Annotated in this window: 11 protein-coding genes; 7 read left to right on the plus strand and 4 right to left on the minus strand. The window is 70.0% G+C overall.

Going from position 1 to position 16,570, the window contains the following annotated elements; all coding sequences use genetic code 11:
- Window positions 1-13: 13 nt before the first annotated feature.
- Window positions 14-1,411 carry a GNAT family N-acetyltransferase gene (locus KRH_RS05820; protein ID WP_012398256.1) on the plus strand — a complete coding sequence of 466 codons (1,398 nt, stop codon included), beginning with the start codon at window positions 14-16 and terminating at the stop codon, window positions 1,409-1,411.
- 159 nt (window positions 1,412-1,570) lie between these two features.
- Window positions 1,571-3,052 (plus strand): 30S ribosomal protein S1, encoded by a 1,482-nt coding sequence (gene rpsA / locus KRH_RS05825; RefSeq protein ID WP_012398257.1) that lies wholly within the window; start codon window positions 1,571-1,573, stop codon window positions 3,050-3,052.
- Between the two features lie 153 nt (window positions 3,053-3,205).
- On the opposite strand, the gene KRH_RS05830 is transcribed toward rpsA, so the two are convergent.
- Window positions 3,206-3,928 carry an IMPACT family protein gene (locus KRH_RS05830; protein WP_105590522.1) on the minus strand — a complete coding sequence of 241 codons (723 nt, stop codon included), beginning with the start codon at window positions 3,926-3,928 and terminating at the stop codon, window positions 3,206-3,208.
- Window positions 3,929-4,105: 177 nt separating this feature from the next.
- On the opposite strand from KRH_RS05830, the gene KRH_RS05835 reads away from it, so the two are divergent.
- From KRH_RS05835 to KRH_RS05855, 5 genes are all read left to right on the plus strand, one after another.
- Window positions 4,106-6,499, plus strand: a complete 2,394-nt coding sequence (locus KRH_RS05835) for a dephospho-CoA kinase (protein WP_050738044.1) — start codon at window positions 4,106-4,108, stop codon at window positions 6,497-6,499.
- Complete coding sequence (coaE, locus tag KRH_RS05840; RefSeq protein ID WP_050738045.1) at window positions 6,465-7,091, plus strand: dephospho-CoA kinase; 627 nt, start codon at window positions 6,465-6,467, stop codon at window positions 7,089-7,091. Before KRH_RS05835 ends, coaE begins: the two co-directional genes overlap by 35 nt.
- Window positions 7,092-7,304: 213 nt before the next feature.
- Window positions 7,305-9,440, plus strand: coding sequence for an excinuclease ABC subunit UvrB (gene uvrB, locus KRH_RS05845; protein ID WP_012398261.1), 2,136 nt, complete (start codon window positions 7,305-7,307; stop codon window positions 9,438-9,440).
- Window positions 9,441-9,547: 107 nt separating this feature from the next.
- The gene (locus KRH_RS05850) at window positions 9,548-10,762 is read left to right on the plus strand and encodes a TerC family protein (protein ID WP_012398262.1); all 1,215 of its coding nucleotides are present in this window, start codon (window positions 9,548-9,550) and stop codon (window positions 10,760-10,762) included.
- Between the two features lie 270 nt (window positions 10,763-11,032).
- Window positions 11,033-12,340: a TerC/Alx family metal homeostasis membrane protein gene (locus KRH_RS05855; RefSeq protein ID WP_012398263.1), complete on the plus strand. Its 1,308-nt coding sequence runs from the start codon at window positions 11,033-11,035 to the stop codon at window positions 12,338-12,340.
- Between the two features lie 213 nt (window positions 12,341-12,553).
- Here the strand turns inward: KRH_RS05855 and KRH_RS05860 are convergent, their stop codons facing one another.
- The 3 genes from KRH_RS05860 to KRH_RS05870 all read right to left on the minus strand — a co-directional run bounded on the left by KRH_RS05860 (window position 12,554) and on the right by KRH_RS05870 (window position 16,476).
- Window positions 12,554-13,054 (minus strand): hypothetical protein, encoded by a 501-nt coding sequence (locus KRH_RS05860; protein ID WP_012398264.1) that lies wholly within the window; start codon window positions 13,052-13,054, stop codon window positions 12,554-12,556.
- Complete coding sequence (locus KRH_RS05865) at window positions 13,051-13,788, minus strand: transcriptional regulator (protein WP_012398265.1); 738 nt, start codon at window positions 13,786-13,788, stop codon at window positions 13,051-13,053. Before KRH_RS05865 ends, KRH_RS05860 begins: the two co-directional genes overlap by 4 nt.
- Before the next feature lie 75 nt (window positions 13,789-13,863).
- The gene (locus KRH_RS05870) at window positions 13,864-16,476 is read right to left on the minus strand and encodes a DEAD/DEAH box helicase (RefSeq protein ID WP_012398266.1); all 2,613 of its coding nucleotides are present in this window, start codon (window positions 16,474-16,476) and stop codon (window positions 13,864-13,866) included.
- Between the last annotated feature and the right edge of the window lie 94 nt (window positions 16,477-16,570).

Consider the following 16,570-nt stretch of genomic DNA (forward strand, 5'->3'; position numbering starts at 1 on the left):
ACGAAGGAGCACCATGAGCACCACACCCCCGCAGGACCAGCCCGTCGAGACCACCCACAGCGCACGGGGCAACACCTACACGCTGCGGCGGTTCCACGTGGGGGAGGGCTCGCTCGCGGACAACCCCGAGGCAGTGCAGTGGAACCGCGCCGTGTACCAGGGTTTCCACGACTCCGAGCCCACGGACGAGGCCACCCGGCGGATCCTGCGCTCCCTGCGGGCGGCGGGCACCCGGTTGCGCTCGGTGTACACCGCGGACCCGGTCCCGCCCGCGGCCCTCGGGGCGGAACGGCCCGTGGCCACGTTCTGCTCGTGGGACTCCGAGCTGACCCTGGGGGAGGGGCGCAGCATCCCCGCGTGGCTGATCTCCGAGGTGACGGTGCGCCCCACGCACGCGCGCCGCGGCCTGCTGCGCCGGCTCATGACGCAGGACCTCACCGAGGCGCACGAGGCCGGTTTCCCACTGGCCGCCCTGACGGCCTCTGAGGCCACGATCTACGGCCGCTTCGGCTTCGGCGCGGCCACCTTCAACGCCGAGATCACGGTGGACGCCCACACCCGGCTGCAGCTCAAGGCACCCACCGTGGGATCGGTGGAGATGGCGGACAACCTGGCCGTGGCGCGGCTGGCGCCGGAGATCTTCGAGCGCTTCCACCGCTCCACCGCGGGCTCGCTCACGCGCACCGTCAAGTGGTGGGACTACGTCTCGGGGCAGTGGAACTGGCACAAGGGGGCCGCGGAGCCCGAGGTGCGCACCGCCGTGCACTACGACCAGCAGGGTGAGCCGGACGGCTACGTGAGCTACAAGTTCCTACCCACCCAGGGCTACGAGGGAACCCTGGAGGTCGTGGACCTCGTGGGCGCGAATCCCCGGGCGCGGATCGCCCTGTGGGAGTTCCTGTGCAACCTGGACCTGGTCACGGAGGTCCGCTACGGCTCCGCACCCATCGAGGACCCCCTGATGTGGGGCATGGTGGACATGTCCGCCTACACGGTGCACAAGCGCTCGGACCGCGTGTGGCTGCGGATCCTCGACCCCGTGGCCGCCCTGTCCGCCCGCGGCTACACGGCCCACCGGCGGATGACCCTGTCCGTGGTGGACTCCCTGGGCTTCGCGGACGGGATCTACGCGATCGACACCACGGGTGCACAGCCTCGGGTCGAGCGCGTGGCGGACCGCCCGCGCACCGACGACTACCGCGCGGACAGCTCTCTGCCCGCGGTGGAGCTGCCCGAGGGCGTCGACGCCGCCCTCACCGTGGACCTGCTCGGCTCGCTGTACCTCGGCGCCGTCAAGGCGTCCACGCTGCACGACGCCGGTCTGCTGCGCGTGCGGGACGAGGCCGCCCTGCGCGATCTGCAGGACCTCATGAGCACCCCGGCGGAGCCGTACTGCATCTCCCCGTTCTGAGTCCCGCAGGCTTGAACCCGCACCGGCCCAGCACTAGACTGGGTCGGTGCGTGTTTTCGCACGCCTACACTGAGCTCTACTCTTCCGCCGCGCCGTGCCCCTCGGGTCGGCCGCGGGAGTGACAATCCATCAGACCAATTCCATCGGAGTCCCTACTACATGACCACCACCACCCAGCAGGTTGCCGTCAACGACATCGGAACGGAAGAGGACTTCCTCGCCGCTGTCGACGCGACCATCAAGTACTTCAACGACGGCGACCTCGTGGAAGGCACCGTCGTCAAGGTTGACCGCGACGAGGTCCTCCTGGACATCGGGTACAAGACCGAAGGTGTCATCCCCTCGCGCGAGCTGTCCATCAAGCACGACATCAACCCCGACGATGTCGTGGCCGTGGGTGACGAGGTGGAGGCTCTGGTCCTCCCCAAGGAGGACAAGGAAGGCCGCCTGATCCTCTCCAAGAAGCGCGCCCAGTACGAGCGTGCGTGGGGCGACATCGAGAAGATCAAGGAAGACGACGGCGTCGTCACCGGCACCGTCATCGAGGTCGTCAAGGGCGGCCTCATCCTGGACATCGGCCTGCGCGGCTTCCTGCCCGCCTCCCTCGTGGAGATGCGCCGCGTCCGCGACCTCGCGCCGTACATCGGCCAGCAGCTCGAGGCCAAGATCATCGAGCTCGACAAGAACCGCAACAACGTGGTGCTGTCCCGCCGTGCCTGGCTCGAGCAGACCCAGTCCGAGGTGCGCGCCAACTTCCTGCAGCAGCTGCAGAAGGGCCAGGTCCGCACCGGCACCGTCTCCTCGATCGTCAACTTCGGTGCGTTCGTGGACCTCGGTGGCGTGGACGGCCTCGTGCACGTCTCCGAGCTCTCCTGGAAGCACATCGACCACCCCTCCGAGGTCGTCGAGGTGGGTCAGGAAGTCACCGTGGAGGTCCTCGACGTGGACATGGACCGCGAGCGCGTGTCCCTGTCCCTCAAGGCCACCCAGGAGGATCCCTGGCAGCTGTTCGCCCGCACCCACGCCCTGGGTCAGGTCGTGCCGGGCAAGGTCACCAAGCTGGTTCCCTTCGGTGCGTTCGTGCGCGTCGAGGACGGCATCGAGGGCCTGGTGCACATCTCCGAGCTGGCCCAGCGCCACGTGGACATGGCCGAACAGGTCGTCTCCGTCAACGAGGAGCTGTTCGTCAAGGTCATCGACATCGACCTGGACCGCCGCCGCATCTCGCTGTCCCTGAAGCAGGCCAACGAGGGCGTGGACCCGGAGTCCACCGAGTTCGATCCCGCCCAGTACGGCATGGCCGCCGAGTACGACGAGCAGGGCAACTACAAGTACCCCGAGGGCTTCGATCCCGAGACCAACGAGTGGATCGAGGGCTACGAGGAGCAGCGCGCGGCATGGGAGGAGCAGTACGCTCAGGCCCAGTCCCGCTGGGAGGCCCACAAGGAGCAGGTGCGCAAGCACATCCAGGATGACCAGGAGGCGGCGACCACCTCGTCCTCTTCCTCGTCCTCCCCGGCATCGCAGAGCCACTCCTCCGGTCCCACGAGCTACTCGTCCGAGGCTCCGGCCGAGGACTCCGGCACGCTCGCGTCCGACGAGGCCCTCGCCGCTCTGCGCGAGAAGCTCACCGGTCACTGAGCACCGCGTGACGGCGTCCTGTGAGGGACGCTGACGCGTGACGGAAGGTCCCGCACCCCGGAAGGGGTGCGGGACCTTCTGCATTGACCGCCCTGCCGGAGCACACCCGCCACGGGGTTTGCGAGGAGGGCTCCCGGATCGTCCGGGGCGGGTTCACTCCAGGGGCAGGTCCCGCCATTGCGGGGCGCCGTCGAGCACGTCCGCGCGCCCGGAGGTGATTCCGGCCAGGCCGTCGCGGGCGTCGGCGAGGTCGTCGGCGCGGTCCGGGACGAGCACGCGCAGGGTGGCCCGGGCGGCGTCGTAGTCGGTGGGCAGCACGGTGTAGCCGTGGGCGCGGATCTCCGCCTCCACGCGCCCGGCGTCCGCGTGCGGGGCCGTGAAGCTCAGCTCCCGGCAGCGCAGCCGACGGCGCAGCGGGGCGGTCTCGAGCGCGGCGGTCACTGCGGCGGAGTAGGCGCGCACCAGCCCTCCCGCCCCCAGCTTCACGCCACCGAACCAGCGCACCACCACGGCGGTGACGTCCGAGAGGTCACCCGGGTGCCCCCCGGCCCGCTGCTGCGGGGTCGCGAACTGCGTGAGCGCCTGCAGCATGGGGATGCCCGCGGTGCCGGCGGGTTCACCGTCGTCGGAGGAGCGGGTGGTCCCGCGGGAGGCACCCAGCACGAACGCGGTGCAGTGGTGCCGGGCGTCACGGTGCTGGGCCGCGACCTCCGCGACGGCCTCCCGGGCGGCGTCCTCGGTGTCCGTGCGGTGCAGCACGGCCAGGAACCGGGACTTCTTGATCTCCAGCTCGGCACGGTGGCCGGACCCGGCTCGGAGCACCGTGTAGAAGGCGAGGTCTCGGGCGGACTGCTCGGTGGCTGGTTCGGGGGACACCCCGCCAGTCTACGAGCCCGCCGCCCCGGCACGGCGCGGGGTGGTTCCGGTCACGGGCGGTCCCGTCCCACGGTGCGGACGGACTCGGACCGGGGACGGTGGTGCCGCTACAGTGAGGTCGGCCGCCCGTGCGGCGACCGTCACGCCCACTCGACCCCGACCGAAAGCGCAAGCTCCGTGCTCAACCGCCTCCACGACCGACTCGGGCTCCGCACCACGCCCTCCATCTTCTTCGTCTCCGCGGCGCTGGTGGTGGTGTTCACCGCGGCCATGGGGCTGTTCCCCGGACCGGTGCAGGGGATCTTCGGGGCGGTGGCCCACGTGCTGCGCTACCAGACGGGGTGGTTCTACACGTTCAGCGTGACCGCCCTCGTGATCTTCGCGCTCGGCCTCGCGGTGAGCCGCTACGGGCGCGTCCGGATCGGCGACGACGACTCCTCACCCGCGTACTCCGGCCTCACCTGGTTCGGGATGCTCTTCGCCGCGGGCGTGGGCGCGGTACTTATGTTCTGGGGAGTGGCCGAGCCGATCAACCACTACGCCAACCCGCCCATGTACGGCACGGAGCCGGGTTCCGACCAAGCGGCCGTGGAGGCGCTGAACATCGCCAACTTCCACTTCGGGCTGCACATGTGGGTGATCCTGGCCGTGCCGGGGCTGGCGTTCGGGTACTTCACGTACAAGCGCAAGCTCCCGCCGCGCGTGTCCTCCGCGTTCCACCCCCTGCTCGGTGACGGCATCCACGGGCCGTGGGGCAAGGCCATCGACATCCTCTCCATTGTGGCCACCGTGTTCGGGCTCGCGGTCTCCGTGGGCCTCGGGGCCCTGCAGATCAACAGTGGTCTCACGTACGTGTACGGGATCCCCATGGCCGGGTGGATCCAGGCCGTGATCATCGCACTGATCACGGCGGTGGGCCTGGCGTCCGTGCTCGCGGGCATGGACAAGGGCGTCAAGCGGCTGTCCTACGCCAACATCATCCTGGCCGTGGCGCTCATGCTGTTCGTGCTCATGGCCGGGGCCAGCATGGACACGATGCGCGCGGTCGTGGAGTCCGCGGGCAGCTACGTGAACCAGCTGCCCACGCTCGCGTTCTTCAACGACACCTTCGGCGGCGGCCAGTGGTCCGGGGACTGGACCGTCTTCTACTGGGCCTGGACCGTCACGTGGGCGCCGTTCGTGGGCATGTTCGTGGCCAAGATCTCCCGCGGGCGCACCATCCGCGAGTTCGTGGTGGGCGTGCTGGGCGTGCCGTCCGCGTTCGTGGTGGTCTGGATGGGGATCTACGGCTACAACGCGATCCGCGTGGACCGCGCCCCCGGCACCGAGGGCAGCCTCACGGAGACCATCGTCACGCAGGGCAACGCGGAGGCGGCCCTGTTCCAGTTCCTGCAGTCCATGCCGTGGTTCGCGGTCACGGCGATCGTGGCGCTGATCGTGATCACCGTCTTCTTCATCACCTCGATCGACTCCGGGGCCCTGGTGATGGACGCCATGGCCAACGGCCACGAGGACGAGGCACCGCGGCGCCAGCGGATCTTCTGGACCCTCGCTGTGGGCGCGGTGTGCATGGCCATCGTGGTGACCTCGGGCGAGAACGGGCTCAACGCCCTGCAGGAGGTCATCATCGTGATCGGCGCCCCGGTGATGGTCCTCGAGGTGCTGCAGGCGGTGATGCTGCTGCAGGCGCTGCGCCAGGACGCCGGCACCGCGCGGCCCATGCGCACCCGGCAGTGGAAGCGCGTGCTGCCCGCGGAGGAGTACCACCGCCGGGCGCAGGAGGACACCTCGGCGGTGTCCGAGTTCGTGATCCGCCCCGAGTACGAGGTGGGCACCGAGCCCGAGCACGACACCCACCAGCCGCGCACGTGGCACTGGCAGCGCGAGCAGGAGGGGCGCCCGGTGTTCCAGCTCGCCCTCACGGGCGGCGCCTCGGCGGGCAAGCGCACCGCCGCCCACGCGTTCGAGGAGCTCGGCGCGGTCATGCTCGACAGCGCGGAGATGTGGCGGGAGCTGCTGGAGTCCGGCACGGAGACCCGCGCGGAGGTGGACCGCATCTTCGGTGAGCAGCTGCCCACGGGCCCGGGGGCGGACGCCGCCGAGACCATGGACGCCCTGGACGAGCTGATGGCCGGCAACGACACCGTCCGGGCGCGCGCCCACGAGCTGCTGATGCCCCACATGCGGGAGTCCGCGCGGCGTCGTGCCCGCGAGGCCGGGCCCGACCGCGTGATGGTCCAGGTGCTGCGGGACCCCCTGGAGACCGAGCAGCGGGACCGCTTCGACCTCGTGGTGGCCGTCGCGGCCCCGGCGGAGGAGCGCGTGCAGCGCCTGCGCCGGGACGAGGGCGTGCCCGCGGACGTCGCGTGGGAGATCGTGGACCAGGCGCCCTCCGACGACGAGACCCGCGAGGTCGCCGACCGCGTGATCGTCAACGACGACGGCGTCGAGCGGGTCCGTGAGCAGGTGCGCGAGATCTGGGAGGACGTCGTCCGCCCGGTGCTCGACGAGGACGAACCGAAGGAGGCCACCGACAATGACGACGCCGTTCGCACGCCCGGGGCGCACTGACGTGCTGCGCGTGGGGCTCACCGGGGGCATCGCCTCCGGGAAGTCGACCGTCTCCCGCTGCCTCGCGGAGCTCGGGGCCGTCGTGGTGGACGCGGACGCGATCGCGCGCCGGCTGCAGGAACCGGGTGAGGACGGCTACGAGGCCGTGGTCGAGCACTTCGGCGACACCGTGGTGGACGCGGCCACCGGTCGCCTGGACCGCGCGGCGCTGGCGGGGATCGTGTTCGCGGACGAGGCCAAGCTCGCGGAGCTCAACGCCATCATGCACCCCCTCGTGCGCGCCGAGGCCGCGCGGCTCGCGGCCGACGTGCCGCCGGGGGGCGTGCTCGTGCAGGACATCCCGCTGCTCGTGGAGACCGGCCAGCACGCGGACATGGACCGCGTGCTGGTGGTCGAGGCCCCCGAGGCCGAGCGGGTCCGCCGCATGGTCGCCGACCGCGGGATGGACCCGGACGACGCACGCCGCCGCATCGCCGCCCAGGCCTCGGACGCGCAGCGCCGCGCCGTGGCCACCACGGTGTTCGACAACTCCGGGACCCCGCAGGAGCTGGAGCGCCAGGTCCGGCAGTGGTGGGCGGAGGAGACGGGCTGATCCGCCGCCCGCACCGCGGCCGCCGCTGACCCGCCGTGGCGCTGGGTGGGCCGGCCCGACCTGTGGGGCTCGCCCTGTGCCGCTCGGCCGGTGGAGCCCGAGCCGAGGCCGTGGACCGGCTCGCGGGGGTGGAGCACGCCCGGGTGCGGTGGGGTTCCCGGGCGGCCGTGCGGCGTCGTCGTGCGTGTCTGAGGGCGCGCGTACGCTGATGCCATGTCGCTCGCCCAGAAGATCAACCGTGTGGTCGCCCCGTTCGAGGTCGTCTCGGAGTTCCAGCCCGCCGGGGACCAGCCGAAGGCCATCGCGGAGCTCTCCGAACGCATCCAGGGCGGGGAGAAGGACGTGGTGCTCATGGGCGCCACGGGCACCGGCAAGTCCGCCACGGCGGCGTGGCTGATCGAGGCCGTGCAGCGGCCCACGCTGCTGCTCGTGCAGAACAAGACGCTCGCCGCGCAGCTGGCCAACGAGCTGCGGGAGCTGCTGCCGAACAACGCCGTGGAGTACTTCGTCTCCTACTACGACTACTACCAGCCGGAGGCCTACGTCCCGCAGACGGACACCTTCATCGAGAAGGACTCCTCGATCAACGAGGAGGTCGAGCGGCTGCGCCACTCCGCCACCAACGCGCTGCTGACCCGTCGGGACACCGTGGTGGTCTCCACCGTCTCGTGCATCTACGGCCTGGGCACGCCCGAGGAGTACGTCAAGCAGATGGTCACCCTGGCCGTGGGCCAGGAGATGGACCGGGACGCTCTGCTGCGCCAGTTCGTGAACATGCAGTACGTGCGCAACGACGTCGACTTTCACCGTGGCACGTTCCGCGTGCGCGGTGACACCGTGGAGATCATCCCCATGTACGAGGAGAACGCGTTGCGCATCGAGTTCTTCGGGGACGAGATCGAGGCCATCTACACCCTGCACCCGCTCACCGGGGAGGTCATCAACGAGGAGCAGGAGATGTACGTGTTCCCGGCCTCCCACTACGTGGCCGGCGCGGAGCGGATGGCCACCGCCATCGAGTCCATCCAGCAGGAGCTGCAGGAGCGGCTGCAGGAGCTCGAGTCCCAGAACAAGCTCGTGGAGGCCCAGCGGCTGCGCATGCGCACGCAGTACGACCTCGAGATGATGGAGCAGATGGGCTACTGCAACGGCATCGAGAACTACTCGCTGCACATCGACGGCCGCCCGCGTGGCTCCGCCCCGCACTGCCTGCTGGACTACTTCCCGGACGACTTCCTGCTGATCATCGACGAGTCCCACGTGACCGTGCCGCAGATCGGCGGCATGTACGAGGGGGATATGTCCCGCAAGCGCACACTGGTGGACCACGGCTTCCGCCTGCCCTCCGCCATGGACAACCGGCCCCTGAAGTGGGGGGAGTTCCTGGAGCGGATCGGGCAGGCCATGTACATGTCCGCCACCCCGGGCCCGTACGAGATGTCCAAGGTGGACTCCGTGGTGGAGCAGATCATCCGCCCCACGGGACTCGTGGACCCGCAGGTGGTCGTGAAGCCCACCAAGGGCCAGATCGACGACCTCCTGGAGCAGATCGAGCTGCGCGTGGAGCGGGACGAGCGCGTGCTCGTGACCACCCTGACCAAGCGCATGGCGGAGGACCTCACCGAGTACCTCATGGAGCACGGTGTCAAGGTCCAGTACCTGCACTCGGACGTGGACACCCTCAAGCGCGTGGAGCTGCTGCGGGAGCTGCGCATGGGCACGTTCGACGTGCTCGTGGGCATCAACCTGCTGCGCGAGGGCCTGGACCTGCCCGAGGTCTCCCTCGTGGCCATCCTCGACGCGGACAAGGAGGGCTTCCTGCGCTCCACCACGTCCCTGATCCAGACGATCGGCCGTGCCGCCCGCAACGTCTCGGGCGAGGTCCACATGTACGCGGACAAGATCACCCGCTCCATGGACGTGGCCATCGAGGAGACCAACCGCCGCCGCGAGATCCAGGTGGCGTACAACACGGAGCACGGGATCGACCCCCAGCCCCTGCGCAAGAAGATCGCGGACATCACGGACCAGCTGGCCCGCGAGGACGAGGACACCAAAACCCTGCTGGCCCAGCGCTCGGCGGCCAACAACCACACGGCCCCCGTCAAGGGCGGCAAGGGAAAGAACTCCGAGAAGGACGGCGCGGCCGCTGCGGCCGAGTCCAAGCTGCTGCGGGACGGCGTGGCCGCGGCCCCGGCGGAGGACCTCGTGGAGCTCATCGAGAGCCTCAGCGAGCAGATGCGCAACGCGGCCGCCGAGCTGAAGTTCGAGCTCGCCGGGCGGCTGCGGGACGAGATCGCCGACCTCAAGAAGGAGCTGCGCCGGATGAAGGACGCCGGGCACGCGTGAGCCGGGCCACGCGGCCCGGGACCGGCGGGAGCCGTCGGGTAAACTGGCGGCTCTGTACGGCCCGGTCCCGGGTTGTTCCCTGCCACTCTCACGCCTAAGGGGTACCCGTGGAGATTTCTGGACTGCAATGGGGGATCACCATCGCGGTGATCGTGGGCCTGCTCGCCTACGACTTCATCTTCCACGCACGCAAGCCGCACGAGCCGACCGTCAAGGAAGCGGCCATGTGGACCAGCCTCTACGTGTCCCTCGCCCTGCTGTTCGGGCTGATCGTGCTTTTCTGGGACGGGCCTGGTTTCGCCGCGGAGTACTACGCCGGCTTCGTCACGGAGCAGGCGCTGTCCGTGGACAACCTGTTCGTGTTCCTGATCATCATGGCCTCGTTCAAGGTGCCCCGGGCGGACCAGCAGAAGGTCCTGCTGTTCGGCATCGTCGTGGCGCTGATCGCCCGGACCCTGTTCATCTTCGTGGGTGCCGCGGCGATCAACCGCTGGTCCGCGCTGTTCTACGTGTTCGGGCTGTTCCTGATCTACACCGCGGGCAACCTGGTCAAGGGTGAGGTCACGGACGCGGACGAGGAGGACGAGGCCAACAACGTGATGGTCCGCCTGGCCAAGCGCTTCCTCAAGACCACGGACGAGTACGACGGGGACAAGCTGTTCACCGAGGTGGACGGCAAGCGCATGATGACCCCCATGCTGCTGGTCATGGTGGCCATCGGCCTCACGGACATCATGTTCGCGCTGGACTCGATCCCCGCGATCTTCGGGCTCACCCAGGAGACCTACATCGTCTTCACGGCCACGGCGTTCTCACTCATGGGCCTGCGCCAGCTGTACTTCCTGATCGACGGGCTGCTGGACCGGCTCATCTACCTGTCCTGGGGCCTGGCCATCATCCTGGGCTTCATCGGCGTGAAGCTCATCCTGCACGCGCTGCACGAGAACACCCTGTCCTTTATCAACGACGGCCAGTCCGTGCACGTGGTGGAGGTCAGCACGGGCTTCTCGCTCGCGGTGATCGTGGGGGTGCTGGTGCTCACGGTCGTGGCGTCCCTGTTCAGCCCCAAGGGCCGGGCGGTGCGGATCATCAACGGCGCGCGGGACTGGTCCGAGCGCTACCTCAGCCTCCCGGAGTCCGCGCCGCTGGAGGAACGCACCCAGGCCGCCGAGAAGATGAAGAAGTACCGGGACCAGCTGCCCTCCGTGAAGGCCAAGTACCGGGACGAGCTCATCGAGTCCGAGGCCCGCTACCGCGACCTCCTCGAGCGCGCCCACGGGCTGCGGGAGCAGCGCCTGGCCCAGGCCGACGGCGGCAAGTAGCAGCACGCCCGGCACAGCACCTCGCGCTCTGGCGCCCCACCGGCGGTGAACCGGTGGGGCGCCGTCGTCTGCACCGGGGGACTGGGCGGCAGCTCCCGCAGCCGGTAGGATGGTCCACGATCAAGGGAGTATCCCTCACCTTCCGTGTACGTCAGTACGTTCGGCGCCACCGCCGGGCCGGGCACGGACCACGTCAGATCGCCCACCCGAGGTGCGGCGGACGTGGGGGAGAGACTTGTGCGGTTCACACACCCACAAGGAGACCCTTCCGTGGAGATCACCTCCCTGCAGTGGGGCATCACCATTGCCCTCATCCTGGGCCTGCTGGTCTACGACTTCCTCTTCCACGTCCGCACGCCGCACGAACCCACCGTCCGAGAGGCCGCGGTGTGGTCCGCGGTCTACGTGGGCATCGCCCTGCTGTTCGGGCTGGTGATCCTGGTCCTGGACGGGCCCACCCTGATGGCCGAGTACTACGGCGGCTACGTCACGGAGAAGGCCCTGTCCGTGGACAACCTCTTCGTGTTCCTCATCATCATGGGGTCCTTCGCGGTGCCGCGCGCGGACCAGCAGAAGGTCCTGCTGTTCGGCATCGTCTTCGCGCTCGTGGCCCGCACGGCGTTCATCTTCGTGGGCGCGGCCGCGATCAACGCGTTTGCCTGGGTGTTCTACCTGTTCGGCCTGATCCTCGTGTTCACCGCGGGCAACCTCATCAAGGGGGAGCTCGCGCAGGACAAGGAGGACGACGCCAACAACATCGTGGTGCGCCTGGCCCGGCGGCTGTTCCACACCACCGAGCACTACGACGGCGACAAGCTGTTCACCGTGCACCACGGCAAGCGCGCGCTGACCCCCATGCTGCTGGTGATGGTGGCGATCGGCGGCACCGACATCCTCTTCGCCCTCGACTCGATCCCCGCGATCTTCGGCCTCACGCAGGAGCCGTACATCGTGTTCACGGCCACGGCGTTCTCGCTCATGGGGCTGCGCCAGCTCTACTTCCTGATCGACGGGCTGCTGGACCGGCTGATCTACCTTTCGTGGGGGCTGTCCGTGATCCTCGCGTTCATCGGCGTGAAACTCATCCTGCACGCGCTGCACGAGAACACCCTGCCGTTCATCAACGACGGCCAGCACGTCTCCGTCGTGGAGATCGGGATCGGAACGTCACTCGCGGTGATCGTGGGGGTGCTGGTGGTGACGGTCCTCGCGTCCCTGCTCAGCCCCAAGGGCCGCGCGCTGCGCACCATCCAGCGTACCCAGGAGCTCACGGAGCGCTACCTGGCCCTGCCGGGCGACGCCCCCGCGGCCGAGCGCAACGAGCTTGCGGCGGAGCTTTCCGCACTGCAGGCCCACTTCCCGCGGATCTCGGAGAAGCACAAGAACGAGCTGATCGAGCACCGCGCGCGCTTCCGCCACATGCTCGAAACGGCCCGTGGGCAGCACCGCGAGTTCCAGGAGACGGGGGCGGTGCGCACGCCGTCCCCGGACGCGGGAGACACCTCCGGTGCCGCGCCGGACGTCGCCTCCGCTTCCGACGCGGGCGGCACCCGCGGGGCAGGCTCGTCCCCGGCCTAGCGCAGCGGCCCAGGCCTTCACATGCCCGTGCCGCAACAGGGCCGGGGGCTCGCGCCAGCCCACCGTGCTGAGGTCCGTCCCGGCAGGGCTGGCAGTGCGGCGGGCCCTCGGCCGGGCCGCTGCACCGCCCGACGACGCCGCACGGCCCAGTCCCGGGGTCGGTCGCCCACCCGGGGAAGGAGCGCGCGGCCCACGCGCGAGGAGAACCGTCACCTACCCGGCGGAGGGCCCCGGCGGCGTCGTGCACCACAGGGCCGCCCCCGCGAACAGCGCGGCCCACAGCAGCGAGACCAGGGTGCCGATGATGAACTGCTCGCGCTGCTGCGCGTTGGTGAACTCCCCGTAGCGCGCGAGACCCTTGACGGCCACGACCACCCCGATGCCCGCGACCATGCCGGTGAGTAGCGAGACGATGGCGGCGGCGCGTTCGAGCGCGCCGATCACGAGCCCGCCTCGCAGGGGCGGGTCCACGGGATCGGCCACGGCCTCGGACTCGTTCCACGGACTCTCGCCGGGCTGGGCGCGCACCGCGGAGAGGTCCGCGAACGCGAACACGGCACGGACCACGGGATCCCCGGACAGGGTTCCCGCCACGAGCAGGGCGGGGAAGGCCCAGGTGGGCGGCACGGTTCCGGCGGCGAACGTCCACGCTACGGTGACGAGCACCAGCGCGAGGGGAAGCACCACGGTGGCGAGCGGGCGGATGTGGGTCACGAGGGGGTACCTCCCCGGGAAGAAACCGCGTGGGTGGTCTGCGCGGGGGCGTCCTGCCGCGCGGAGTGCCCGTGCCCATGTTCGACAGGGGTGGAAGTGGCCAGCCGGCTCGTGGACCGGGCGGGGGAGCGTCGAGGCGGTGCCGCCGCGGCGCCGTCCGCGAGCTCCAGCACGGCGGTGAGGGCCTCCCGGGCCGCGTGCTCCTGATGCCACAGGGCGGCGTCGAGGCGCCGGGACACGGAGGACTGCGTGATCCCCAGGTGCTTGGCCATCTGCTGCTGGGTCATCCCGGTCTCGGCCAGGGCCACGGCGGCGGCACCCGAGTCCGTGCGGCGCTCCCGCACGGCGCACAGCAGGCCCAGCAGGGCGTCCGCGCGTTCGGCCCACTCGCCGCCGCGCACGGCCGGGCCGCCCGCGTCCTTCGCGGCCTGGACGGCCTCGCGGGCCGCCACGAAGGCCGCCCCGGTGTTCTCCCGCGCCGCCTGGGCGAGCGGGCGGTCCACGTCCCCGACGCCGAGACCCACGTGCCACGAGCCGGCGTCGGCGAGGGCGAGGACGGCCTGCAGGGCGGGCGCGGCGTCGTCGTAGAGGGCCTGGAGCTCGTCCCCGGCGGTGATGTCCCACGCCACGAGCGGGCGGGGGAGGTTCCTCCGGCACGCGTCGAGGTGCTCACGCATGTCCAGCCATTCGGCGTCGGCGCGGGAGTCGCGACGGTCCACGGTCAGTGCAAACACGATCCGCTCCTCTCGTTCATGCGGTCTCACCTGCATAGTACGTGAAGATGCGGTTCCACCTGCATAGTGGGGCCGTCAGCGGCCCGTGTCCGTCACCGGACCCACGTTGTCCACGAGCACGGCGGGGAAGCCGTCCTCGTCGGAGGCCGCCAGGTCGATGCGCGCGTTGATGCCCCAGTCGTGGTGGCCGTCGGGGTCGTCGAAGACCTGCACCACGGTCCAGAAACCCGGGAGCCCCTCGGGGTCCTCGGTGATGCGGATCAGGGAGGGGCCACGGGACTGGGCGTCGGTGTAGAGGTCCTCGTACTCGTCGAAGTACGCGTCCATGGCATCCGCCCAGCGGTCGCGGTCCCAGCCGGACTTCTCGTCCAGGGCCCCGAGCACCTTCTCCTTCTCCTGGGCGAAGAGCTCCACGCGCTGGAACAGGGCGTTGCGCACCATCACGCGGAAGGCCCGGGGGTTGGAGGTGACCCCCTCGGGCTGTTCCGCCACGAGCTCCTCCAGGGAGTCCGCGCTGGTCCCTGACGGGGACTCCTCGCCGGAGGCGAGCTTCTCCCACTCGTCCAGTAGGGAGTTGTCGGTCTGGCGGATGCTCTCGCCGAGCCACTCCACGAGGTCCGTGAGAGTCTCGGTGGTGGCGTCCACGGGCACGGTCTGGCGCAGGGCCTTGTACGCGTCCGAGAGGTAGCGCAGCAGGATGCCCTCGGAGCGGGCCAGACCGTAGTACTGCACGTAGTCCCCGAAGGTCATGGCGCGCTCGTACATGTCCCGCACGATCGCCTTGGGGGACAGCTCGAACTGGGACACCCACGGGGCGGAACCCCGGTAGGTCTCGAACGCCTGGTCCAGCAGCTCCCTCAGCGGCTGCGGGTAGGTGATCTCGTCCAGCTCGCGCATGCGTTCCATGTACTCAAGGCCCTCGGCCTTCATGGCGGCCAGCGCCTCGCCCTTGACCTTCTTCTCCTGCATGGTCAGCACCTGGCGGGGCTTCTCCAGGGTGGCCTCGATGACCGAGACCACGTCCAGCGCATAGGTCTCGGACTCGGGGTCCAGCAGACCCAGGGCGGCGAGCGCAAAGGGGGAGAGGGGCTGGTTGAGCGCGAAGTTCTCCTGCAGCTCCACCGTGAGGCGGTAGCGGCGCCCGGTCTCGTCCGGTTCCGGCAGGCGCACCACCACACCGGCACGCAGCAGCTCCTTGAGGATGGACAGGGCGTGGCGCAGCAGGGCGCGCTGCCGGGCGCGGGGCTCGTCCACGGCGGTGAGCAGCCGGTACCCCGCAGCGATGTTGTCCCCGGGGCGCTGCAGCATGTTGAGCACCATGGAGTGGGTGATGGCGAAGGACGAGCTCAGCTGCTCGGGGGTGGCCTCCACGAGGTGCTCGAAGGTCTTGCGGCTCCAGGAGACGAAGCCCTCGGGCGCCTTCTTCTTGGGCACCTGGCGCAGCTTCTTCTGGTCGTCGCCGTGCTTGGCACGTGCCTTGGCCATGGCGCGCTCGTTCTCGATCACGTGCTCGGGGGCCTGGACCACCACGGTCCCGGCGGTGTCGTAGCCGGCGCGCCCGGCGCGGCCGGCGATCTGGTGGAACTCGCGTGCACTGAGCCGGCGGGTGCGGCGGCCGTCGTACTTGGACAGCGCGGTGATCAGCACCGTGCGGATGGGCACGTTGATCCCCACGCCCAGGGTGTCCGTGCCGCAGATGACCTTGAGCAGACCGGTCTGCGCCAGCTGCTCCACGAGCCGGCGGTACTTGGGCAGCATGCCCGCGTGGTGCACGCCGATCCCGTGGCGCACGAGCCGGTTGAGGGTCTTGCCGAAGCCCGCGGAGAACCGGAAGTCCTTGATGAGCTCCGCGACCCGCTGCTTCTCCTCCTTGCTGAGCACGTCCACGGACATCAGGCTCTGCGCCTGCTCCGCGGCCGCCAGCTGCGAGAAGTGGACCACGTACACGGGCGCCTGGTGGGTGGTGAGCAGCTCCTCCAGCTCCTCGTGGATGGGCCGCTCGGAGTAGTAGAAGTGCAGGGGGATGGGCCGCTCCCCGGAGGAGACCAGGGACGTGGCCCGACCCGTGGTCTCGGTGAGCCGCTGCTCGATGCGAGTGACGTCCCCCAGGGTGGCGCTCATCAGCAGGAACTGCGCCTGCGGCAGCTCGATGAGCGGCACCTGCCACGCCCACCCGCGCTGGGGGTCGGAGTAGAAGTGGAACTCGTCCATGACCACCAGGCCGAGATCTGCGTCCCGGCCCTCGCGCAGGGCGACGTTCGCGAGGATCTCGGCGGTGCAGCACACGATGGGCGCATCCGCGTTCACGGCGGAGTCCCCGGTGACCATGCCCACGTTCTCCGCCCCGAAGATTTCGCAGAGGTCGAAGAACTTCTCGGACACGAGCGCCTTGATGGGCGCGGTGTAGTAGGAGCGCTGCCCGCGCGCGAGGCCCGCGAAGTGCGCGGCCACGGCCACGGTGGACTTCCCGGAGCCGGTGGGGGTGGCCAGGATGACGTTGGAGCCGTTCGCCACCTCCAGCACGGCCTCGTCCTGCGCCGGGTAGAGCTCCATGTCCCGCGAGGCGATCCACCCGAGGAACCCCTCGTAGATCTCGTCCTCGCTCAGCGGGTTGGACGCGAAGTCACCCCGCAGGTACCGGTGACCGGGGGCGGAGAGGTCTGGGGCCAGGGAGTCGAGGAGTTTCATCCCCGCCAGCCTATCCGCCGGGGCGGACACGCAGTCGGGCGCGGGGTGCGGCGCCGGGCACCGGGCCCCGCGGCGTCGTCGCCCGTGGCACCGC

This window comes from Kocuria rhizophila DC2201, assembly GCF_000010285.1.
Classification (GTDB): domain Bacteria; phylum Actinomycetota; class Actinomycetes; order Actinomycetales; family Micrococcaceae; genus Kocuria; species Kocuria rhizophila_A.